9 protein-coding genes are annotated in these 22,897 nt (G+C 73.6%); 4 read left to right on the top strand and 5 right to left on the bottom strand.

The window, feature by feature from the left end; translation table 11 throughout:
* Positions 1 to 2: 2 nt before the first annotated feature.
* From WMF34_RS42335 to WMF34_RS42325, 3 genes are read left to right on the top strand one after another with little or no spacing between them, the layout of a single operon-like run.
* Positions 3 to 9,050 carry an amino acid adenylation domain-containing protein gene (locus WMF34_RS42335; protein ID WP_437991365.1) on the top strand — a complete coding sequence of 3,016 codons (9,048 nt, stop codon included), beginning with the start codon at positions 3 to 5 and terminating at the stop codon, positions 9,048 to 9,050.
* Positions 9,047 to 13,030 carry a non-ribosomal peptide synthetase gene (locus WMF34_RS42330; protein ID WP_437991364.1) on the top strand — a complete coding sequence of 1,328 codons (3,984 nt, stop codon included), beginning with the start codon at positions 9,047 to 9,049 and terminating at the stop codon, positions 13,028 to 13,030. Before WMF34_RS42335 ends, WMF34_RS42330 begins: the two co-directional genes overlap by 4 nt.
* Before the next feature lie 10 nt (positions 13,031 to 13,040).
* Entirely contained in the window at positions 13,041 to 14,495 is a 1,455-nt protein-coding gene (locus tag WMF34_RS42325) for a diaminobutyrate--2-oxoglutarate transaminase (protein ID WP_437991363.1), read from the top strand.
* A gap of 45 nt (positions 14,496 to 14,540) precedes the next feature.
* Here the strand turns inward: WMF34_RS42325 and WMF34_RS42320 are convergent, their stop codons facing one another.
* The 3 genes from WMF34_RS42320 to WMF34_RS42310 all read right to left on the bottom strand — a co-directional run bounded on the left by WMF34_RS42320 (position 14,541) and on the right by WMF34_RS42310 (position 16,949).
* A complete protein-coding gene (locus WMF34_RS42320; protein ID WP_437991362.1) occupies positions 14,541 to 15,431 on the bottom strand; it encodes a hypothetical protein in 891 nt (296 codons plus the stop codon).
* 262 nt (positions 15,432 to 15,693) lie between these two features.
* On the bottom strand, positions 15,694 to 16,176 hold the full coding sequence (locus WMF34_RS42315; RefSeq protein ID WP_437991361.1) for a nucleoside 2-deoxyribosyltransferase domain-containing protein: 483 nt from the start codon (positions 16,174 to 16,176) through the stop codon (positions 15,694 to 15,696).
* Positions 16,177 to 16,274: 98 nt separating this feature from the next.
* Positions 16,275 to 16,949, bottom strand: coding sequence for an RNA polymerase sigma factor (locus WMF34_RS42310; RefSeq protein ID WP_437991360.1), 675 nt, complete (start codon positions 16,947 to 16,949; stop codon positions 16,275 to 16,277).
* 124 nt (positions 16,950 to 17,073) lie between these two features.
* On the opposite strand from WMF34_RS42310, the gene WMF34_RS42305 reads away from it, so the two are divergent.
* Positions 17,074 to 18,243 carry a hypothetical protein gene (locus WMF34_RS42305; RefSeq protein WP_012240859.1) on the top strand — a complete coding sequence of 390 codons (1,170 nt, stop codon included), beginning with the start codon at positions 17,074 to 17,076 and terminating at the stop codon, positions 18,241 to 18,243.
* A 171-nt stretch (positions 18,244 to 18,414) separates the two neighbouring features.
* Here WMF34_RS42305 and WMF34_RS42300 read toward each other — a convergent pair whose 3' ends face one another.
* Positions 18,415 to 21,600 carry an efflux RND transporter permease subunit gene (locus WMF34_RS42300; RefSeq protein ID WP_437991359.1) on the bottom strand — a complete coding sequence of 1,062 codons (3,186 nt, stop codon included), beginning with the start codon at positions 21,598 to 21,600 and terminating at the stop codon, positions 18,415 to 18,417.
* A 7-nt stretch (positions 21,601 to 21,607) separates the two neighbouring features.
* Positions 21,608 to 22,696 (bottom strand): efflux RND transporter periplasmic adaptor subunit, encoded by a 1,089-nt coding sequence (locus tag WMF34_RS42295; protein WP_044967107.1) that lies wholly within the window; start codon positions 22,694 to 22,696, stop codon positions 21,608 to 21,610.
* Between the last annotated feature and the right edge of the window lie 201 nt (positions 22,697 to 22,897).

Below are 22,897 nucleotides of genomic sequence, written 5' to 3'. Positions count from 1 at the left end.
CCATGGCGAACCACAAGAAAGACGTTGAGTCGATTCACTACCTCTCCCCGCTCCAGCAGGGATTGCTCTTTCACGCGGTCTCGGACCGGTCCGCCGACCCGTACTTCGTCCAGACGTCCTTCGTGCTGGAGGGGCGGCTCGACGTCGGCACCTTCGAGCGCTCATGGCAGATGCTCGCGGAGCGGCACCCGATCCTGCGCACCGGCTTCGTCTGGGAGGGCGTCGCCAGGCCGGTGCAGGTCGTCCGCCCGCGGGCGACGATCCCGGTGGCGCACCACGACCTCCGCGGGCTCGCCGCGGGCGACCGCGAGGCGGCGCTGGCCGAGCTCCTGGCCGCCGACCGGCGCGGCGGCTTCGATCTGCTGAAGGCCCCGCTCATGCGGCTCACGCTGGTCCGGGTCGAGGAGGACGCGTTCTATTTCATCAACAGCCATCATCACCTCCTGCTGGACGGGTGGAGCTTCGGCCTCCTGCTGAGAGAGGCCCTTGTCATCTACCGGGCGCTCGTGAGGGGCACGACCCCCGAGCTGCCGCGGCCGCGCCCGTACCGGGAGTACCTCGCGTGGGCGCAGGCCCAGGACGAAGCGGCGGCCGAGCGGTTCTTCCGCGGCGCGCTGGCCGGGTTCCGGACGCCGACGCCGCTCCCCCTGGAGGCCGCGCCCGCGGCAGGGGCGGCCGCCGCGGGCGGCGGCGCGTTCCCCTTCGGCGAGCAGGAGCTGCGCTTCTCGCGGGCCGAGGGCGACGCGCTCGCGGCCTGCGCGCGCCGGCTGCGCGTCACGGTGAACACGCTCGTGCAGGGCGCGTGGGCGCTCCTCCTGTCGCGGCACAGCGGCGAGCCCGACGTGGTCTTCGGCTCCACGGTCTCGGGCCGCCCCCCGGAGCTCCCCGGCTCCGAAGCGATCGTCGGCCTGCTGATCAACACCCTGCCGGTGCGGGTCCGCGTGGACGAGCACGAGCCGCTCGCCGCGTGGCTCTCGCGGCTGCAGGACCGGAACAGCGAGCTGCGCCAGCGCGAGTGGGCCCCCCTGTCGCTCGTCCAGCGCTGGAGCGAGGTGCCGGGCGGCCGCTCGCTCTTCGAGACGCTCGTGGTGTTCGACAGCTATCCCGAGGGGGGCGTGGGCGACGCGCTGCGCGACGTGCGCGACGTGCGCGTCCGCGCCCTGCCCCAGCCCAGCGGCGGGCGTGAGGCCGGCGCCCTGCTCACCGTCGGGCGCAACAACTACCCGCTGTCGCTCATCGTCGATCCGTCGCGCGAGCTCGGGCTCATCCTGTGCTACGAGCGCCGCCGCCTCACGCACGAGGCCGCGGCCAGCCTGCTCGGCCAGTGCCGCGCGCTGCTCGAGGCGATCGTGGCGCGGCCGCACGCCCGCCTGGCCGAGCTGCCCCTCGTGGGCGCCGCCGAGCGGCGGCGCCTGGTCACCGACCTGAACGCGACGGCCACGGCCTCCCCGCCGACCGCCTGCGTCCACGAGCTCTTCGAGGCGCACGCCGCCGCGAGGCCCGGCGCGCTCGCGGTCGCCTGCGAGGAGACCGCGCTGACCTACGGGGAGCTCGACCGGAAGGCGAACCAGCTGGCGCGGAGGCTGCGGGCGCTCGGCGTGGGGCCCGAGGACCGGGTCGTCCTGTGCATCGAGCGCTCGGCGGAGATGGTCCTCGCGCTGCTCGGCGCGCTCAAGGCCGGCGCCGCGTACGTGCCCGTCGACCCGAAGTTCCCGCGCGATCGGCTCCGCGCCGTCGTCGAGGACAGCGGCGCGCGCGTCGTTGTCACGCAGGAGCGGTGGGCCGGCGCGTTCGACGGGCCGGGGCCCGCGCTGCTCTTCCTGGACCGCGACGCGGGCGCCCTCGCGGCCGAGCCCGGCGCGCCGCTTGGACAGACGGCCCGGACCGACAACCTCGCCTACCTCATCTACACCTCGGGCTCGACCGGGCGCCCGAAGGGCGTGGCCGTCGAGCACCGGCACCTCGTGAACTACGTGCGCGGCGTGCTCGCGCGGCTGCCCCTCGCCGAGGGCGGCGGCATGGCGCTCGTCTCGACCGTGGCCGCGGACCTCGGGCACACGTCGCTCTTCGGGGCGCTCTGCTCGGGCCGCGCGCTGCACGTCCTGTCCGAGGCGCGGATCTTCGATCCCGACGCGACCGCCGAGTACATGAGCCGCCACGGGGTCGACGCGCTCAAGATCGTCCCCAGCCACCTCGGCGCGCTCCTCGAGGCCGCGCGCCCCGAGCGCGTGCTGCCGGCGCGCTGCCTCGTGGTCGGCGGGGAGGCGTCGAGCTGGGAGCTCATCGAGCGGATCCGGACGCTCGCGCCGGGCTGCACCGTCGTGAACCACTACGGCCCCACCGAGACGACCGTTGGCTCGCTCACATGGCAGGTCGACCCGGCGGCCAGCCGCTCAGGAGCGACCGTGCCCATCGGCCGTCCGCTCCCCAACACCCAGTCGTATGTCCTTGGTGTAAATTTCGAACCGGTGCCCGTGGGTGTGCCCGGGGAGCTCTACCTGGGCGGGGCTGGCGTGACCCGCGGCTACCATGCGCGCCCCGAGCTGACGGCGGAGCGCTTCGTGCCGGATCCGTTCGGGGGCGTCCCCGGGGGCCGGCTGTACCGCACCGGGGATCGGGCGCGCGTCCTGGCCGACGGCGCGATCGAGTTCCTCGGGCGCACCGACCACCAGATCAAGCTGCGCGGCCACCGCGTGGAGCTGGGCGAGATCGAGGCGCGCCTGCGCGAGCAGCCCGAGGTCCGCGAGGCGGTCGTGGCGGCGCGGGACGACGGCGGGGCCGCGCGCCTCGTGGCCTACGTCGTGGCCCGCGAGGCGGCGCTCGACGCAGCGGCGCTACGCGCGCGGCTCGCGGAGCAGCTGCCCGACTTCATGGTGCCCGCCGTGATCGTGGCGCTGCCGGCGCTGCCGCTCACCGCGAACGGCAAGATCGACCGCGCGGCGCTGCCGGAGCCCGAGCGGGCGGGCGCGCCGGAGGCCGGCGGCTTCGTCGCGCCCCGGAGCGAGGTGGAGGCCATCCTGGCCAAGATCTGGGCCGACATCCTGCGCGTGGAGCGGGTCGGCATCCACGACAACTTCTTCGCCCTCGGCGGCGACTCGATCCGGAGCCTCCAGGTCATCGCGCGCGCCAACCAGCGCGGCGTCAAGCTGAGCCCGAAGGCTCTGTTCGACCACCCGACGGTGGCCGGCGCCGCGGCGGTCGCGGTCTCCTCGCCGGCGACCCCGGCCGCGGGCCCCGCCTCCGCCGCCTCCGCTGCGGGCCCGGACCAGGCCGGGGCGCCGCGGGCAGAGCCGCCCGGCGCGACGCCGCCGCCGGCGTCCCTGTTCCCGCTCAGCGGCCTCACGCAGGACGAGATCGCGCGCCACCTGCCGGATCCGTCGGGGCTCGACGACGTCTACCCGCTCTCGCCGATGCAGGAGGGCATGCTCTTCCACACCCTCCTGAACCCGGGCTCCGGCATCTACCTGATGCAGCAGCACTACGCGTGGCACGGCCCGCTCGACACCGGCCGCATCATCGAGGCCTGGCGGCGGGTGGTGGCGCGGCACCCCATGCTGAGGACGTCCTTCGCGTGGAAGGATCTCGAGCGGCCGCTCCAGATCGTCCACCGGCAGGTCGATCTCTCCGAGATCCTCCACGTCCTCGACTGGCGCGGCCAGACAGCGGCCGAGCAAGAGCAGCGCCTGACCGAGGTGCTCAAGGACGAGCTCGCCGCGGGGCTCGACATGACCCGCGCGCCGCTGATGCGGATCCGGCTGATCCGCATGGCGGACGACGACTACCGCATCGTGCGGAGCTTCCACCACATCCTCACGGACGACTGGTGCTTCGCCGTGATGATGACCGAGTGCCTGTCGTACTACGCGGCCCTGGGCGAGGGCCGCGCGCTGGAGCTGCCCGAGCCGCGCCCGTACCGGGACTACATCGCGTGGCTCGCGCGGCAGGACCTCGCGGCGGCCGAGCGGTTCTGGCGCGAGGAGCTCCGCGGCTTCGAGGAGCCGACGCCCCTCGGCGTGGAGCGGCCCGCCCCCGACGGCGCGGCGCCGCTCGCGGGGACGGGGATGAGCGACGAGCTGGTCCTCCTCCCCCTGGCCCTCACCGAGGCGCTCGTCCGCCTCGCGCACCAGCACGCGCTGACGCCCAACACCTTCGTGCAGGGGGCGTGGGCGCTGCTCCTGAGCCGCTACAGCGGCCAGCGCGACGTCGTGTTCGGCGTGACCGTGGCGGGCCGCCCGACCGATCTGCCGGGCGTGGAGACGATCGTCGGCCTCTTCATCAACAGCCTGCCGCTCCGGGTGCGCGTGTCGCCCGAGCAGCCGCTCGTCGCGTGGCTCGAGGGCCTCCTCTCGCACAACTACCGGATCCGCGAGTTCGAGTATCCGCCGCTCGTGAACGTCCAGCGGTGGAGCGAGCTCCCGAAGGGGCAGGCGCTGTTCAACAGCCTCCTCGTCTTCGAGAACGCGCCGCAGGATCCCGACCTCGGCAAGCAGGTGAGCCAGGTCCAGCTCTCCACCGAGCAGGACCGCGTCCACACGAACTACCCGATGACGGTCGTGGCGTACCCGGGCGAGCGGCTGGGGATCCGGCTCTCGTACGACCTGCGCTGGTTCGAGCGCGACGCCGTCCAGCGGATGCTGGGCCACCTGGTCCAGCTCCTGGAAGAGATGGCCAGCCGCCCTGGGGCGCGGCTCGGCGACCTCTCGCTCCTCGGCGAGCGCGAGCGCCGGAAGCTCCTCCTGGAGTGGAACGCCACCGGGAGCGCGGACCCCGCCGCGCCGGGTTATGTGGCGCTCTTCGAGGCCCAGGCGCGGAGGACGCCGGACGCGGACGCGGTGACGTGCGGCGGGCGCCGGCTCAGCTACGCGGCCCTGAACCGCGCCGCGAACCACGTGGCCCACGCGCTGCGGGCGCAGGGGGTCGGCCCGGACACGATCGTCGCCGTGCTGGAGTCGCGCGACATCGAGCTGGTCGTCGCGCTGCTCGGCGTGCTCAAGGCCGGCGGCGCGTACCTCCCGCTCGATCCCCACCAGCCCGAGCAGCGCATCGCCGGCGTCGTCGAGGCGAGCCGCGCGCCGGTGGTCGTGACCTCGGAGGCGTGGGTCCCGCGGCTCGCGAAGGCGCTCGCGCACCTGCCGGAGCCCGCGCGGCCCCGGTTCGTGACGCGCGAGCGCCTCGCCGCGCAGCGCGGGCCCGCGCCCGAGCCCGTCGAAAACCCGCCGCGGCTCGCCGGCCCGGGCCACCTCGCGTACGTCATCTACACGAGCGGATCGACCGGCGTGCCGAAGGGCGCGATGGTCGAGCACGCGGGGATGCTCAACAACGTGCGGGGGAAGATCCCCGCGCTGGAGCTCGGCCCCTCGGACGTGATCGGCCAGACCGCGTCCCAGTGCTTCGACATCTCGGTGTGGCAGCTCCTCTCGGCGCTGCTCTGCGGCGGCCGCGTCCACATCGTCCCCGACGAGATCGTGGGCGATCCGCGGCGCCTGCTGGAGGAGGCCGAGGCGCAGGGGATCACGGTCCTCGAGCTGGTCCCGTCGCTGCTCGCGGAGCTCGTCTCGGCGGACGCCGACGCGCCGCGCCTCTCGCGCCTCCGGTGGATGCTGCCCACCGGCGAGGCGCTGACGCCCGACCTCTGCCGCCGGTGGTTCGCGCGGTACCCCCGCGTCCCCCTGATGAACGCCTACGGCCCGGCCGAGTGCGCCGACGACGTGGCGCTGCACACGATCACGGCGGCCCCGGGGCCCGAGGTCGTCCACATGCCCATCGGCCGGCCCGTGCCCAACGTGAGGCTCCACGTCGTGACGGGCGGCGACCTCGCGCCCGTCGGCGTGACCGGCGAGATCTGCGTCGCTGGCGTCGGCGTGGGGCGCGGCTACCTGAACGACCCCGCGCGGACCGCGGAGGTCTTCGTGCCCGACCCGTTCGGCGGCGCGCCCGGCGCGCGCATGTACCGCACCGGCGATCTCGGCCGGCGCCTCGCGGACGGCACCCTCGAGTTCTCGGGGCGGCGGGATCACCAGGTGAAGATCCGCGGCTTCCGCATCGAGCTCGGGGAGATCGAGGCGCGCCTCGCGCGGCACCCGGAGGTCCGGGAGGCCGTTGTCACGGTCCGGGAGGAGCGCACCTCGGGCAAGCGGCTCGTGGCCTATGTCGTCGGCGAGGGCGGCGCGACGCCCGCGCCCGAGCGCCTGCGCGAGTTCCTGAAGGAGGCGCTGCCCGACTACATGGTGCCGCCCGTCTTCGTCGCCCTGCCCGCGCTGCCGCTCACCCCGAACGGCAAGGTGGACCGCAAGGCGCTGCCCGCGCCGGAAGCGCCCGCGGCCGATCCGGACGGCGCGTCGGCCGGCGCCCCCACGACGCCGACCGAGGAGGCCCTCGCGGGCATCTGGGCGGAGGTGCTGGGGATCGAGCGGGCGCCTGTCCACGCGGGCTTCTTCGAGCTCGGCGGGCACTCGCTGCTGGCCACGCAGGTGGTGTCGCGCGTGCGCAAGGCGCTCGGCGTCGAGCTGCCGCTCCGGAGCGTGTTCGACCACCCCACGGTGGCCGAGCTCGCCCGCGACGTCGATCGACGGCGCGATCCGGCCGGCGGCGCGCCCGCGGCCGGGGCGCCGCCGCTCGTGGCGGTGCCGCGGCAGGGGCCGCTGCCGCTCTCGTTCGCGCAGCAGCGCCTGTGGTTCTTGGCCCAGCTCGAGCCCGACAGCGCCGGGTACAACATGACAGCGGCCGTGCGCGTCGAGGGGGAGCTCGACCTCGCGGTGCTGAAGGAGAGCCTCGCTGCGCTCGTCCGGCGCCACGAGTCGCTGCGGACCACGTTCGGCGTGGTCTCGGGCGAGCCGGTGCAGGTGATCGCCCCCGAGGGCGCGCCGGGGTTCGAGGTGGTGGACCTGTCGGCGACGCCCGACGCGGAGCGCGGCGCGGCGGTCCAGCGCCTGGCGACGGACCGCGCGGAGCGGCCCTTCGATCTCGGTCGCGGGCCGCTCCTGCGGCTGACCGCGATCCGGCTGCGCCGCGACGAGCTCGTGCTGGTCGTCGTCGTGCACCACATCGTGGCGGACGGCTGGACCATGAACGTGCTGGTCGCGGACCTGGCCGAGCTGTACGCCGCGGCGAGGGCCGGGCGGCCGCCGGCGCTGCGGCCGCTGCCGGTCCAGTACGCGGACTTCGCGGTCTGGCAGCGGCGGTGGATCCAGGGGCCGGTCCGCGAGGCGCTGCTCGGCGCCTGGCGCGACCGGCTCGCCGGGCCTCCGCCGGCGCTCGATCTGCGCCCGGATCACCCCCGGTCCGCCGCGTCGACCTACCGCGGCGGGCGCCGCACGATCGCGGTGGACCGCGCGCTCTCCGAGGCGCTGCGCGCGCTCGGCCGGCGCGAGGGCGCCACGCTCTTCATGACGCTGCTCGCGGCGTTCAAGGTCGTGCTCCTCGGGCGCACGGGCCAGAGCGACGTCCTCGTCGGGACCGACGTCGCGGGCCGCAACCGCGCCGAGACCGAGGGGCTCATCGGGTTCTTCGTCAACCTGCTCGTCCTGCGCACGGACCTCGGCGGCCTGCCCACGTTCCGGGAGCTCCTTCAGCGCGTCCGGGAGGTCACGCTCGACGCGTACGCGCACCAGGATCTGCCGTTCGAGCAGGTGGTCGACGCCGTGCGGCCGGCCCGCGAGCCCGGCCGCCACCCCCTCGTGCAGACGCTGTTCGTCCTGCAGAACGTGCCGGCGTCCGAGATCTCGCTGCCCGGCGTGCGCTTCAGCGCCATGGAGCTCGACCGCGAGGTGTCGCGGTTCGACCTCGGCGTGTTCGTCGAGGAGACGGACGAGGGGCTCGCGTGCACGTGGAAGTACCGCGCCGATCTGTTCGAGCCGCCCACCATCGAGGCGATGGCGGCCCACTTCATGGCCGTGCTGCGGGCCATCGTGGACGACCCCGACCGCCGCGTGACGGCGCTCGCGGCAGCGGAGAGGAAGGAACGCACCGTGGAAGGACGCGCGCGCGACGAGGGCCGGCTCCGGAGCCTCAAGCGCATCACCCCCCGCAAGGTGGACGTGGGCCCGAGCGCGCTTGTCGCGACCAGCACGCTGGGCGACGGGCCGCTGCCGCTCGTCGTGAAGCCGGCGGTGGCCGACGTGGATCTCGCGGCCTGGGCCCGCGAGGAGCGGGTGTTCGTCGAGGCGCAGCTGCTGCGGCACGGGGCCGTGCTGTTCCGCGGCTTCCCGATCCGGTCGGCCCCGGAGTTCGAGCAGGTCGCGCAGGCCATCTGCGGCGAGCTGTTCGGCGAGTACGGCGATCTTCCCCGGGAGAAGACCGGACAGCACATCTACAGCTCGACGCCCTACCCGGCCGACAAGGCGATCCTGTTCCACAACGAGAGCTCGCACCTGCCGCGCTGGCCGCTCAAGCAGTGGTTCTTCTGCGTGCAGGCCGCGCCGGAGGGCGGCGCGACGCCGATCGTGGACTGCCGGAGGCTCCACGAGGCCCTCGCGCCCGACGTCCGCGAGCGCTTCCGGCGGTCGGGGCTGCTCTACGTGCGGAACTTCACGCCGGGCTTCGACGTGGATTGGCAAGACTTCTTCCATACCGCCGATCCCGCGGTCGTGGAGGAGCGCTGCCGCGCCGGCGGCATGCGGTGCGAGTGGCTCGCGGGCGGCCGGCTGCGGATCAGCCAGCGCGGGCCGGCCGTGCTCTCGCACCCGAAGACGGGAGAGCGGGTGTTCTTCAACCAGATCCAGCTGCACCACCCGGCGTACCTGGAGGCGCCGGTGCGCGAGTCGCTCCTGGCCATGGTCGGCGAGCAGTGGCTGCCCCGCAACGTGACCTACGGCGACGGCGCGCCGATCGAGGTCGAGACGACGCGCGCGCTCGGCGAGGCGTACGAGCGCTGCGCCGTGCGGTTCCCGTGGCAGGAGGGCGACATCATCCTGCTCGACAACATGCTCGTGGCCCACGGCCGCGACCCGTTCTCGGGCCCGCGGAAGATCGTGGTGGCCATGGGCGAGATGATCACGGCCGAGCGGGCGGAGCAGGCGTCGCGGGCGTCGGACGGCGCGGTGGCGTCATGACGACGCAGGCCACCGAGCTCGGGCCGAGCGTGCAGGGCGTGCGCCTGTCGCCGCAGCAGCGGCGCCTGTGGGCGCTCCACCGGAGCGGAACCACGGTGTTCGCGCGCGGGTTGATCCGCCTGGAGGGAGACCTCGACGCCGCGCGGCTGGCCAGCGCCCTCGGCCAGGTCGTCGCGCGCCACGAGATGCCGAGGACGACGTTCCGCCGGGATCCGCGCCTCAAGTTCCCGCTGCTGGCCGTCGGCGGGGCGGCGCCCGCGTGGCGCCGGGTGGATCTGGGCGGCCGCGCGGCCGGCGAGCAGGAGGCGCACGTCGAGGCGCTCTGGCGCGAGGCCGCGCGGATCGAGGTCGACCTCGAGCGCGGGCCGCTGCTCCACGTGTGGCTGGTGCGCCGCGCCGAGCGGCTGCACGACCTGCTCGTCGCGGCGCCCGCGCTCTCCGCCGACGCGTGGACGCTGGACCTCCTGTTCCGCGAGCTGGCCGAGGCCTACGCCGGCGCCGGCGATCGGCGGGAGGCCGGGGCGGAGCCGGTGCAGTACGCCCAGTTCGCCGAGTGGCAGAACGAGCTCGTCGACGCGGCGGAGAGCGCGCCGGCCCCCTCGGGGGTGCCCGTCGTCCTCCCGTTCGAGGGCGCGGCCGAGGAGGGCGGCGCCTCCGGCGAGGTGGTCGAGATCGAGGTCGACGCGGCGCTGCTCGGCCGGCTCGAGTCGCTGGCCCGCGGCGAGGGCGCCTCGCTCTCGTCGGTCCTGCTCGCGGCCTTCCAGGTTCACCTCGCGCGCCTCACCGGCGCGCGGGAGCTCGTCGTCGCGGTCGCCTCGGCCATGCGGCGGATCGAGGACGTCCAGGAGGTCATGGGCCCGGTGGCCAAGTGGCTCCCGGTCTCGTGCCGCGTGGACGAGGCGCAGCGGTTCGCCGAGCTGGTGCGCCGGGCGCAGGCCGGCGTCGAGGAGGCGACTGAGGAGGAGGAGCACTGGAACCCCGACCTGCCGGCGGACGGCGGGGGGCCCGGGAGCACCGTCGGCTTCGAGTTCTCCTCGCTCCCCGAGCCGAGGGTGGCGGGCGGCGTCGCGTGGCACGTCGAGCGCCGGTGCACGGGCGCGGGCGGGCTCAAGCTCGCGCTCTCGGCCCAGCGCGGGCGGGGCCGCGTGCGCCTCTCGCTCTGGCACGACGCGCGCCGCTGCGGGGCGCAGGGCGTGCTCGCGATGGCCGAGCAGTACCGGGCGCTGCTCGGCAGCGCGGCCGAGGCCTGGTCGGCGCCCGCCTCGCGCCTCGGCCTGCTCGGCCCCGCGGAGCGGGCGCGGCGGCTCTCCGAGGGCCGGGGGGCGGCGCACGACGCCGCGCCCCCGCGGTGCCTGCACGAGGCGTTCGAGGAGCACGCCGCGCGGCAGCCGGACGCGCTGGCCGTTGTCGCGGGCGACCGGCGGCTGACCTACCGCGAGCTCAACCAGCAGGCCAACCGGCTCGCCCACCACCTCCGCCGCCGCGGCGTCGGCGGCGGCAGCCCTGTCGGCCTCTGCGGCGAGCGATCCGCGGACATGATCGCGGGCCTCCTCGGCGTCCTGAAGGCCGGCGGCGCCTACGTGCCGCTCGACCCGCACGCCCCGGTGCAGCGGCTCGCCCAGCAGATCCGGCGCGCGGGCTTCTCCGTCCTGCTCACGAACGCGCCCGTCCGCGCCCGGCTGCCGGACCTGTCGGACACCGATTGCGCCGTCCTCTCCCTGGACGACGCGGCGCTGCTCGACGGCGAGCCCGAGGGCGACCCGGCCGTGCCGGTGCTGCCCGACGATCTCGCGTCCGTCGTCTTCACGTCGGGCTCGACCGGCGAGCCCAAGGGCGTCGGCGTCACGCACCGCGGGATCGCCAGCTACACCCGCTCGGTGTGCGAAGCGCTCGGGATCACCGAGGCCGGGCTGCACTTCGCGACCGTCTCGACGCTGAGCGCCGATCTCGGCAACACGAGCATCTTCGGCGCGCTCGCCTCGGGCGGGTGCCTCCACGTGATCGGCTACGAGACGGCGACCGACGGCCGGCTCTTCTCGGAGTACTACCGGCGCTGGCCGATCGACGTGCTGAAGATCGTGCCCTCGCACCTGAGCGCGCTGCTCGACACGGGCGAGGGGTCGGCGGTGCTGCCGCGGCGGCTCCTGGTGCTGGGCGGCGAGGCGCTGCCGCTCGCGCTCGCCGAGCGGATCGCGGCGCTCTCGAGCGGCTGCGCCGTGGCGAACCACTACGGGCCGACCGAGACGACGGTGGGCGCGCTGGTCTTGCCGCTGCGCGCGCTGCGCGACAGGCGCGGCTGCGCGTCGGTGCCGATCGGCCGCCCGCTCGCCAGCGCGGAGGCGTACGTCCTCGACGAGCGCCTGGAGCCGGCGCCTGCGGGCACGGTGGGCGAGCTGTACCTGGGCGGGGCCGGCCTCGCGCGCGGCTACCTCGGCCAGCCGGATCTGACCGCGGAGCGGTTCGTGCCGCACCCCTTCGGCGTGGGCGCGCGGCTCTACCGGACGGGCGATCGGGCGCGGTACCGGCCCGACGGCGCCATCGAGTTCATGGGCCGGCGCGATCACCAGGTGAAGATCCGCGGCTTCCGCGTGGAGCTCGGGGAGATCGAGGCGCGGGTCCGCGAGCACCCCGCGGTCGGGCAGGCCGTCGTCGTCGCACGGGAGGACGGCGCCGGCGGGCGCGCGATCGTCGCCTACGTCGTCCCCCGGGAGGGCGCGGTCGACGAGGCGGCGCTGCGCGGGTTCCTCAAGGACCGGCTGCCCGAGTACATGCACCCGAGCGACCTCGTGGTGCTGCACGCGCTGCCGCTCACCGCGAACGGCAAGGTGGATCGCAAGGCGCTGCCCAGCCCTGCCGCGCGCCGGCGGCGCGAGTACGTCGCGCCGCGGACGCCGGTCGAGGAGGCGCTCGCGGCGATCTGGGCCGACGTCCTGGGGCGCCCGCAGGTCGGCGTCGAGGACGACTTCTTCGACCTCGGCGGGCACTCGCTGATGGCGATCCCGCTGATGCACCGGATCCAGCAGGCGCTCGGCGGCGCGCTGTCGTTGATGGCGATCTTCGAGGCGCCGACCGTGGCGGGGCTGGCCCGGCTCCTCGACGCCGGGGGTCCTGCGTCGAGCGTCGTCGAGCTCCGCGCCGGCGGGTCGCGCCCGCCGCTCTTCTGCGTGGATCCCACGGGCCTGCACGTCACGGCGTACCGCGGCCTCGCCGCGGCCATGAGCGAGGAGCAGCCGGTGCTCGGGCTCGATCTGGGCCCGTCGCTCGCGGGTGAGGCCACAGCGCTCTCGCTCCCTCGGATCGTCGAGCGGCTGTCGCGCGAGATCCGGGAGCGGCAGCCGCGCGGGCCGTACCGCCTCCTCGGGTGGTCCGTGGGCGGCGTGCTGGCGCTCGCCGTCGCCCGGGCGCTGGAGCAGCAGGGCGAGCGGGTCGCCTTCCTCGGCATGCTGGACGCGCAGCCGCGCACGCAGCTCTACGCGGCGGGCGAGCCGGATGTCGTCGAGGAGCTGGCGGCGTACATCGATCAGGGCCGGAGCGCGGAGCTGCTCGCGCTCACGCCGGCGGAGCGCGACGCGCTGCGGGAGCGGCTCGCGGGGCTGAGCGACGGCGAGCGCGTGGCGGAGGCCGTGCGCTGGGCGCAGGCCCGCGGCTTCGCGTCGAGCGACATCCCGCCCGCCGCCTACCACCACCGGTACGCGCTGCTCCGAGGCGCGGCCCTGCTCGCGAAGGATCTGCCGCCGCGATCCGTCGCCGCGCCGATCCACGCGTGGTGGAGCACCGAGACGATCGAGCTCCACGGCGGCCCGCCCATGGACTGGCAGCAGTTCACGGCGGGAGCAGCGCGCTCGGCGATTCTTCCCGGCGATCACCTCGCCGCCGTGCAGGGGCCCGACGTGCATGTGCACGTGCGCGCGGCCCTGGAGGTCCTGGACCTCGATGAGCGCGCCATGGAGCGCCCGGAGCGGAACAACCCCTCTCACTAGGGAATACCCCATGACGCTATCCGCAGCTTCCAGTTTGCCCGTGTCGGACCAGATGCCGTCGGCCTCCAGATCCCCCCTTCACGCGGGCCTCGCCGCGGAGCTCGGCGAGCGCCACCGGCGGCGCGCGCTGTACGACCTCGGGGATCACCCCTTGCTCGAGCGGCAGCGGCAGCGCGAGTCGAACGCCCGCTCGTACCCGCGGCGGCTGCCGCTGGCGCTCTCGCGCGCGCAGGGCGTGTACGTGGAAGACGTCGAGGGGCGCGTGTTCCTCGATTGTCTGGCCGGGGCCGGCACCCTGGCGCTCGGGCACAACCACCCGGCGGTCACCGACGTCCTGGTGCGGACGCTGCACTCCGGTCTACCGCTCCACACGCTCGACCTCACCACGCCTGTCAAAGATCGCTTCACGCAGGACGTGCTCGGCGTGCTGCCGGCGGCCTTTGCCCGCCATGCGCGCGTCCAGTTCTGCGGCCCCACGGGGGCGGACGCCGTGGAAGCCGCGCTGAAGCTGGTCAAGCTCGCGACGGGGCGCGGCACGGTGCTGGCCTTTCAGGGCGCGTACCACGGCATGACGCAGGGCGCGCTCACCCTGATGGGCAATCTGGGGCCCAAGGCGGCGCTCGGCTCCAGCCTGAACGGCGTGCAGTTCCTGCCGTATCCCTACGAGTACCGCTGCCCGTTCGGGCTCGGCGGCAGCGCCGGCATCGCGGCCTCGCTCGCGTACATCGACAACCTGCTGTCCGATCCGGAGAGCGGCGTGCCCAAGCCTGCTGCGATCATCGTCGAGGCGGTGCAGGGCGAGGGGGGCATGATCCCGGCGCCGGTCGCCTGGCTGAAGGGGCTGCGGGAGCTGGCGACGCGCCACGATATCCCGCTGATCCTCGACGAGGTGCAGACGGGCTTTGGCCGCACCGGGCGCATGTTCGCGTTCGAGCACGCCGGCATCGAGCCGGACGTGCTTGTCCTGTCGAAGGCGCTTGGCGGCGGACTGCCGCTCTCGGTGGTGGTGTATCACGAGCGCTTCGACACCTGGCGTCCGGGCGCCCATGCTGGCACGTTCCGCGGCAACCAGCTCGCGATGGCGGCGGGCTCGGTCACGCTGTCGGTGCTGCGCGCCGAGCGCCTGGACGCGGCGGCCGCGGAGCTCGGCGCGCGGCTCACGGCGCAGCTCGCCGCGCTCGCCAGGGATCACGCGTGCATCGGCGACGTGCGCGGGCGCGGCCTGATGGTCGGCGTGGAGCTCGTGGACGCGGCGGCCGCGCCCGACGCGCTCGGGGCGCGCCCTGCCCACCGCGACCTCGCCGGGCGGGTGCAGCGCGAGTGCCTGCGGCGGGGGATGATCGTGGAGCTCGGCGGCCGCCACGGCAGCGTGGTGCGCTTCCTGCCGCCGCTCGTCATCACGGCGGCGCAGATCGACGAGGCGGCGAGGATCTTCGGTCAGGCGCTGGCGGCGGCTTCTCTGTAGCTGTCGCTCGGGGGGAGGGATCTCGGGGACACGGAGGCGCCGTGTTCAGGAGCCGGTCGTGGCGAGGAGCTCCCTGGCGTCGCTGATCACGGCAGCGCGGCGGATCCAGCGGTCCAGCTCGTCGATGTCGGTGCTCGCGAGGACGCGCTCCCGCACCTCGGCGGGGACCTCGATCCCGCGGGCCTCGAGGATGGCGAGGACCGCCTGCGCCTTGGTCTTCAGGGTGCCCTCGCGTATCCCTTCTTCTCGCCCCTTCGCCACGTAGCTGCGCGCGAATTCGCTCTGAAACTGGTAACCGCTCTTCATCATCGCCTCCAACTTCCGCCTCGCCGCTGCGTTCAGCGAGGATAGCACCAAGTCCCCGTAGACGGCTCGGCGCTCCTCATCGAGCTCGTCCGCCGCAGCCAAGAAAGCCACGCCGATCGCCTCCGCCGCCTCGCTCTGTCCATGCGCCATGGCCGAGAGCACGGCCACCTCGGGCGCCGCCTTCGCCTGCTCGGCGTCGGTGACGACCGGGACGCCCTGGGGCCCGAGCACCAGCGGTGTCAGCGCCCAGCCGGGGTGGCCAGTGTCGATCGGCCGCGCGCTCCACCGCGCCATCGCCGCGTTGATGGTGACGACCAGCAGCCCGGTCGGGCAGCGGTGCCGGGCCCGCGTCTGGGTGACGTACACCGGCCACACGTAGGGCTTGTCCGGGTCCACGCCGAGCTGGACCTCGACCACGATGGCCATCGCGGGCTGCTGCTCGCCGACCAGCAGCACGACGACGTCCGCCCGGCGATCGGACGGCACGATCTCGGTGAAATCAGAGGACTCGACGCGTGCCTCCGTGAAGGTCGGAACCGGATGTCCGAGCGCGTCGTGCAGCATCTCAGCGGCCAGCGTCGGCCGGTTTTTGAACAGCTCGACCAGGGCTTCATGGGTCACTGAGGGCATGGAGTGGTCTCACGAGTGGTTGCAGTCATGCTGGATTTGCGTGGCGCGCCAGGGCCATGCGGTGGGGCCCGCAGGAGCCGAGCAGCCACCTCCCACTCATGAATTCCGGGCAGCTCCTCGGATTCGTCACGCCGAGTGCCCTGCGTGTGCTCCGACGGTCAGGGCATGTGGGCTCCACGAGAGGGTTCGCGCGTACACGAGCGAGCTCGACCCTTCGACCGCTTCAAGACACTACCGATGATGATTGGCGCTCACGCCGCGGCTACCGAGTTGAATCGCCGCAGCCGCGCAGGAGCACGCCGCGCACCGCCCGCAGCCCCTCGGGCAAGCTCCCATAGCGCGGGATCGCGTACCGCTCGCACACGACATCCACGTTGCCCTTGCGCCAGAACCCCTCTGGACAGACGACGTGCATCTTCCCGGAGCGCCCGAACAGGCCGAGCTCCAGCAAGCTGATCGGCGCCTTCGAGCCCGGCGCGAAGTACATCAAGATGACGTCCGCCTCCTCGAGCCCGCGGAGCTCCCATAACACCTGCTCCACGAAGCTCGGGTTCTCGAGGCTCTGCGCCCAGCCCGGCTCCCACCGCTCCCGCCGCGGGTTGAGGATCACCACCTCGAGATCCGCGAGCTCCTCCGCGACGCGCGCCTGCCACAGCTCGGCCTGGCCGTTGTCGATGGAGCCGGCGAGGAACAGCTTCGGACCCGCCAATCCATCGAACGGCCGCGGCGCCAGCACCTCGATCATGGGGAACACCTCGCGAAGGAAAACACGTGGACGACGCTCGCCATGCGGGCCGCTCCCCTCCCGCGCCCCTTGACCCGTAACCCGTAACCCGTGACGGATCAGCCCGCTCCACCGTGCCCGTGCCCGCAGCCTCGCTTCGGCTGGGGCTCGCCCTTCGCCGGCGGCGGGGGCACCGGGGCGCACGTGCAGTCGAGGCACCCGTGCTCCGCGCAGCTCCCGCACGACGCGACCACCTGCTTGCGGAGGGCCTCGCGGGCGCGGAAGAGGCGCACCGCCGCGTTGTTCGCGGTGATCGACGCCTCCTCGGCGAACGCCTGCACCGAGAGGCCGTCGACCTCCACGCGCTGGATCGCGGCGGCGTACTCGGGCTTCAGCGTGCCGGCCAGCACCCGGACGCACTGGCAGACGGCGCGGTGCTCCACCTCGGGCTGGGTCGCCTCGTCGAGCTCGGCGGCCAGCGCGGCCATCGCCCGCTCCGACGCGCCCTTTCGCCGGAAATGGTCGACCACGGCGTTCCGGAGGGTCCGATAGAACCACGCCGTGGCCGACTCCTCGTCGCGCAAGCTGTCGATGCGCCCTATGCCCCGCACGAAGGCGTCCTGCAGGATGTCCTCGGCGATGGCGCGATTGCCCACCTTCCGTTCCAGGAAGCGCAGAAACTCGCGGTGGCTCTCGACGAGAGCCGCGACCGCCCCCGCCGCCCGCGCGTCCTCGGGGCCTCCCCTCGCCTGCTCCGCGCCCTCCGGGCGTCGCTCTGGCTCGCGCTCGCTCATGACGCACCAGGCTACCCACGAGGGCCGCCCTCCGCCACCGCGCCACGGCACAAAGCGATGGCCGGCGTGACCGGTCGGGTCAGAATGTCCTCCTCTTCTTCACCGTCTTCACCGGGAGGCTTGAATGACGCTTCAGAGGGTGCTCGTCCTGGCCAGCGTGGGGCTCCTGCCGGCCTGCTCGGGGGCAGACGCCGATGCCCCGCTGTCGTCCGCGCCGCGCTGCAGCGCATCGCCGGAGTGCGCCGCCACGCCCGACACGCCGCTGTGCGACCAGGCGCTCGGCGCGTGCGTCGAGCTGCCGCCGGGATCTGCGATCGGCGTGAAGGATGGCAGTCCGTCCTCGGTCGCGCTCGTGTCGGTCTTCGAGCCGAACCGGCAGCGCGAGCCGACCGACCTCGCCTTCAACCCGGAGCGGCCCGAGGAGCTCTGGGTCGTCAACCGCAAGGACGACAGCGTGATCATCATCACGAAGCCCGGCGCGCCGGACGGCTCGTGGGTCCGCCTCCGCGACCCCGCCGCGGCGCACTTCATGGACCAGCCGCCCGCGATCGCCTTCGGCCACCCAGGCACGTTCGGGGTCTGCGGCGACAACGACAACGGCGGCAACTACTTCATGGGCCCGTCGCTCTTCTCCTCGGATCTCTCGATCTTCGCCACGGAGACGCCCGACGGCCTCGGGTCGCACCTCGACATGCTCCACTCGAGCTCCTTCTGCAAGGGCATCGCGCACGAGCAGGCCAACGTCTACTGGGTCTTCAACGGCAACGACAAGGCGCTCGACCGATACGACTTCGCCCACGATCACGGCCCCGGCCACGACGACCACTCCGACGGCGAGATCTACCGCTATGCCGCCGGCGAGGTGCTCGGGGTCGAGGCCACGCCGAGCCATCTCTTCTACAGCGCCAGGGAAGAGCGCCTCTATGTCGCCGACACGGGCCACAAGCGGCTGCTCAAGCTGGATCCGACGAGCGGCATCCCCGGCGCGAGCTTCGACGGGCAAGAGCCGGTCAAGGTGCGCAGGCACATGGACGGCGCCACGCTCATCGAGTTCGTCCCCCCGGGGACGCTCGAGGCGCCGAGCGGCCTCGAGGTCCACGAGGGCCTAGTCTACGTCACGGATCACGCGACCAGCAGGATCTACGCCTTCGACACGGCGGGGCAGGTGGTGCGCACCCTGGACACGGGCCTGCCCGCGGGCTCGCTCGCGGGGATCACCTTCGGGCCCGACGGCAAGCTCTACCTCGTCGACACGCTGACGAGCCGGGTCTACCGCATCGATCCCATCCTCTGAGGCGGCCGCGCGGCGCCCCCAGGACACCGATCACGTTGATCGAGCGAGAAATGAACCGCCAAGACACCAAGGACGCCAAGATAATTCTCCGTTTTTGGCGTCCTTGGCGACTTGGCGGTTCGAAATTCTGTGCTTTTCAGGCAGTTTCAACCCGTTTGTCGCTCTAGCCCATCACTCGCCGCCCGCCGGCGCGCTCGCTTCCGGCCCGCCGAGCAGCGCGTCCAGCTCGGCCTCGCCCTTGTCCTCCGCCGCCCTGCGCCGGCGGCGGCGGATCCACTCGGCCGCGTCGTCGAAGAGCGAGTAGGCGACCGGGACCGCGAGCAGCGTGAGGATCAGGGAGAGCGACTGGCCGCCGAGCACGATGGCCCCCGTCGTCCGGTTCTGGCCCGAGCCGACCCCGTGCGAGAGCACGAGCGGGATCATGCCGGCCACGAAGGCGATCGTCGTCATGAGGATCGGGCGGAGCCGGTCCTTGTTCGCCTGCAGGATCGCCTGGAGCCGCGGCATCCCCTCCGCGCGCAGGTGGTTCGTGTGATCGATCTGGAGGATCGCGTTCTTCTTCACCACGCCGAAGAGGACGAGCAGCCCGAGCCCCGAGAAGAGGTTCAGCGACTGGCCGAAGAGCTTGAGCGACAGCAGCGCGAACGGCACCGTGAGCGGCAGCGAGAGCAGGATCGTGATCGGGTGGAGCCACGACTCGAACTGCGCCGCGAGGATGAGGTACATGAACACGAACGCGAGCCCGATGACGACGACGAAGCTCGCCGCCGTGCTCGCCGTGTTCTTGGAGCTGCCCACCGGCTGCGCGGAGTAGCCCGCCGGCATCCGCTGCTCGGCGATGATCCTGTCGAGCGCCGCCTGCACCGCCGAGTCGCCGACGCCGGGGGCGGCGTTCGCGCTGATCGTGATCTGCCGGCGCCGGCCGAGGCGGCCGATCGACGAGGGGCCGCTGTCGGGCTCCATCGCGACCACGCTGTGGAGCGGGACGGCGCCGTGCTTGGACGAGGGCACCGTGAGGAACGCGAGGCTCTCGGCGTCGGCGCGGTGCTTCGCGTCGGCGCGCACGCGGACGTCGTACTGCTCGCCCGCCTCCGAGTACGTCGACACCTTGAGCCCGCCGACGAAGAGCTGGAGCGCGCCGGCCACGTCGGCCACCTGGACGCCGAGATCCGCGGCGCGGTCGCGGTCGATGGTCGCGCGGAGCTCGGGCTTGCCCACGACCAGGCTGTTGTCGACGTCCACGGCGCCGGGGACGTTCCGCAGCTCCTCGGTGATGCGCGCCGCGTACTCGCCCAGCCGGTCGAGATCCGGCCCCTGGATCGCCACCTGGATCCTCGCCGACGACTGGCCGCCGGACGAGACCGCCTGCACCTCGCCGGCCGTGACGCGCAGCTCCTTCGGCAGCTTCGCGAGGATCTCCTCGCGCACCCGCTGCATGATGGCGAGCTGCCCGAGCGCGCGCTGCTCCGGGTCGACGAGCATCACGTAGATCTTGGCGACGTTCGCGGCCTGCTGCTCGCCCTCCCCCACGGTCAGGAGCGTCCGGGTGACGCCCGGGAGCCGGCGCACGTCGCCGGCGATCCGCTCGGCGATGAGGCGGGTCGAGGTGAGGCTCGTCCCCTCGGGCGCGCGCATGTTGATCTCGAACTGCGCCTGATCGTCCTCCGGGAGGAAGCCGGCGGGCAGCGTCTTCGCGATGGGCGCGCACGAGCCGAGCGCGACCGCCGAGGCGACGACGATCACCCAGCGGCGCTTCATCACCCACGAGAGCGCGGCCATGTAGGCGCGCTCGATCGGCCGGTAGAAGACGTCGACGGCGCGCTCGAGGACCGAGGGCTTCGCGGGCGCGCCGTCGTGCGCGTCACGCCCGCGGCGCGCGTGCCCCGAGAGCCACCGCGCCGCGAGCGACGGCGTGAGGGAGAAGCTGACGATCAGCGAGACCCCGATCGCGAACGCCATCGTGAGGCCGAAGCTCTTGAGGAAGCGCCCCACGATCCCGGGCATGAACGCGACCGGGATGAAGACCGCCATGAGCGACAGCGTGGTGGCGAGCACCGCGAGCCCGATCTCCTTCGTCGCGAGCACGGCGGCCGGGAACGGCTTCATGCCCTTCTCGTCGATGTACCGGACGATGTTCTCGAGCACGACGATGGCGTCGTCGATGACGATGCCCACGGCGAGCGCGAGCGCGAGCAGCGTGAGGAAATTCAGCGTGAACCCGGCGATCCACATCACCGCGAACGTGCCGACGACCGAGATCGGGATCGCGAGCGCCGCGATGAGCGTGCTGCGGGCGTTGCCGAGGAAGAGGAGCACCACCGCCGCGGCGAGCAGGGCGCCGAGGACGAGGTGCTCCTTCACGGCCGCGATGCCCGTGCGGATCACGCGCGAGCCGTCGCGCACGACCTCGATCTTCGTCCCCTCGGGCAACGAGCGCTGCACCTCGTCGAGGCGCGCCTTCACGGCGTCGACGACGGCGACGGTGTTCTGGCCCGACTGCTTGACCACCGACAGGAGGACGGTGCGCCGCTCGTCGAGCTGGGCCCAGGTCTTCTCCTCCGCGCGGCCGTCCTCGACGCGGGCGACGTCCGAGAGGCGCACGGCGTGGCCGTCCTGCTCCCGGAGGACGATCCGGCCGAGGGCCTCGGGCGACTCGACGCGCCCCATCACGCGGAGCGTGAGGTCCTCGGGGCCGGTCTCGACGCTGCCGCCCGGCGTCATCAGGTTCTGCGCCGCGATCGCCCGCTGCACCTCGGCCGCGGTGATCCCCTGCGCCCGCAGGGCGAACGGATCGAGCCAGACGTTGATCTGCCGGCTTTGCGCGCCGATCAGGCTGACCTGGCCGACGCCGGAGATGCCCTCGATCTGCCGGCGCACCCGCTTGTCGGCGATCTCGCTGAGCTCGCGGATCGGCTGATCGGACGCCACGGAGACGAGCATCACCGGGGCCGCGCCAAGGTCGATCCTGCTCACGATCGGCGGATCGATGCCCTTGGGCAGGCTGGGCAGGACGGCGTTTATCTTGTCGCGCACCTCCTGGGCCGCGACGTCGGCGTCCTTCTCCAGCACGAAGCCGACGACGACCTGGCTCACGCCCTGGGTCGACGTCGAGCGCAGCTCCTCGATCCCGCTGATGGTGTTCACCGCGCCCTCGATCCGGTCGGAGATCTCGGCCTCGACCTCCTCGGGCGCCGCGCCGTCGAGGCGCGTCGTGACGACGACGTAAGGGACGTCGATGTCGGGGAACTGGTCGAGGCCGAGCCGCGTGTAGCCGGCGACGCCGAGGACCACGATGACGAGCATGAGGACCGACGCAAAGACGGGCCTCTTGACGCAGACGCGAGCGAGCCACTGCATGACGACCTCACTCCACGGCTTGGCCGTTCTGGAGCGCCTCGGACGGGTTGATGACGATCGCTTCCCCTGCGCGGACGCCGCGGAGGACGGCCACGACGTCGCCCTTCTCCACGCCGGTCTGCACGACGCGCTCCTCGAGCCTGTGGTCGACGACGGCGAACAGGTGCGCGCGCCCGTCCCGCGGGACGATGGCGGATCTCGGCACCACCGGGCTAGGCGCCTCGGCCGTGGCGAGCGCGACGGACGCGAACATGCCCGGCCGCAGCGCGCCGTCGGGGTCCTGCACCTCGGCCTCGGCGACGAGGTCGCGCGTCGCCTCGCGGACCGCGGCGCCTACCCAGCGCACCGTGCCCGCGAACGACCGCCCCGGGTACGCCGGCACGGTGAACGTCAGCGCGCCGCCTGTCTTGACGGCCGCGAGGCTCGCCTCGGGCACGGTGAACCGGAGGCGCGGCGCGCCCTTCGAGACGAGCGCGACGACCCGGGAGTCCTGGCGGACGTACTCGCCGACGTCGACGAAGCGCTCGGCGACCACCCCGTCGAACGGCGCGCGGATCTGGCCGTCGCCGACGCTCTGCGCGGCGGCGCGGGCGCGGGCGGAGGCGGCCGCGACCGAGAGCGGGGCGCTCCGGCACTGGTCGGCGATCCGGTCGTGCTCGACCCCGGAGATCGCGCCGCTCTCGAGCAGCGCCCTGTAGCGCTCGCACTCGCGCTTCGCCGTCTCTTCCTGGGCGCGCGTCAGCGCGGCGTTCGCCTGCGCCTCCGCGGCGGAGAGCGCGGCGGCGCGGACGTCGAGGCGGGCGAGCAGGTCGCCCTTCTTCACCTCGGCGCCGCGCTCGACGAACGTCTCCACCACGCGGCCGACCGCGTTCGCGGCGAGATCGGTCTCCCGATCCCCGCGCAGCGTGCCGGTGAGCGCGATGCTGCGCGGCATGGGCTGCTCGCGCACCTCCGCGGTCTCGACGCGGGCCCTGGGCCCGTTCGTCTCGGCGGCGGTGGAGGCGCTGGCCCTGGTCCCGCAGCCCGCCGCTGCGGCGGCGAGCGCGAGGAGAAGGAAGAGGCTTTGGGCGCGGCCTTTCGTCGTCGTGTGGCTCAAGGGTCCCTCGGGGCAGCGTCGGTCGCGGAGCGGCCTGATGCGGGCGGAGCGCGGCCTCGGCGGAGCACGGCGCCGCGCGCGGCGGCGCACGCACCGGTGCGCTGCGCCGTCCGCTCGTTCCCCCGTCGCCCAGCCTCCGGCCCCACCGCTCGGGCGCGCCGGCGCCCAGGCGATCGCAACCGACAGTTGCGGTGGGTATAA

It is taken from the genome of Sorangium sp. So ce145, from assembly GCF_051525985.1.
GTDB lineage: Bacteria > Myxococcota_A > Polyangia > Polyangiales > Polyangiaceae > Sorangium > Sorangium cellulosum_B.
This window is presented reverse-complemented; position numbering and strand designations above follow the sequence as displayed.

Excerpts from the sequence above, each read along its gene's own strand:
- WMF34_RS42330 (WP_437991364.1), top strand. The coding sequence starts at position 9,047 with ATGACGACGCAGGCCACCGAGCTCGGGCCGAGCGTGCAGGGCGTGCGC.
- WMF34_RS42315 (WP_437991361.1), bottom strand. The coding sequence starts at position 16,176 with ATGATCGAGGTGCTGGCGCCGCGGCCGTTCGATGGATTGGCGGGTCCG.
- WMF34_RS42335 (WP_437991365.1), top strand. The coding sequence starts at position 3 with ATGGCGAACCACAAGAAAGACGTTGAGTCGATTCACTACCTCTCCCCG.
- WMF34_RS42305 (WP_012240859.1), top strand. The coding sequence starts at position 17,074 with ATGACGCTTCAGAGGGTGCTCGTCCTGGCCAGCGTGGGGCTCCTGCCG.
- WMF34_RS42300 (WP_437991359.1), bottom strand. The coding sequence starts at position 21,600 with ATGCAGTGGCTCGCTCGCGTCTGCGTCAAGAGGCCCGTCTTTGCGTCG.
- WMF34_RS42320 (WP_437991362.1), bottom strand. The coding sequence starts at position 15,431 with ATGCCCTCAGTGACCCATGAAGCCCTGGTCGAGCTGTTCAAAAACCGG.
- WMF34_RS42325 (WP_437991363.1), top strand. The coding sequence starts at position 13,041 with ATGACGCTATCCGCAGCTTCCAGTTTGCCCGTGTCGGACCAGATGCCG.
- WMF34_RS42310 (WP_437991360.1), bottom strand. The coding sequence starts at position 16,949 with ATGAGCGAGCGCGAGCCAGAGCGACGCCCGGAGGGCGCGGAGCAGGCG.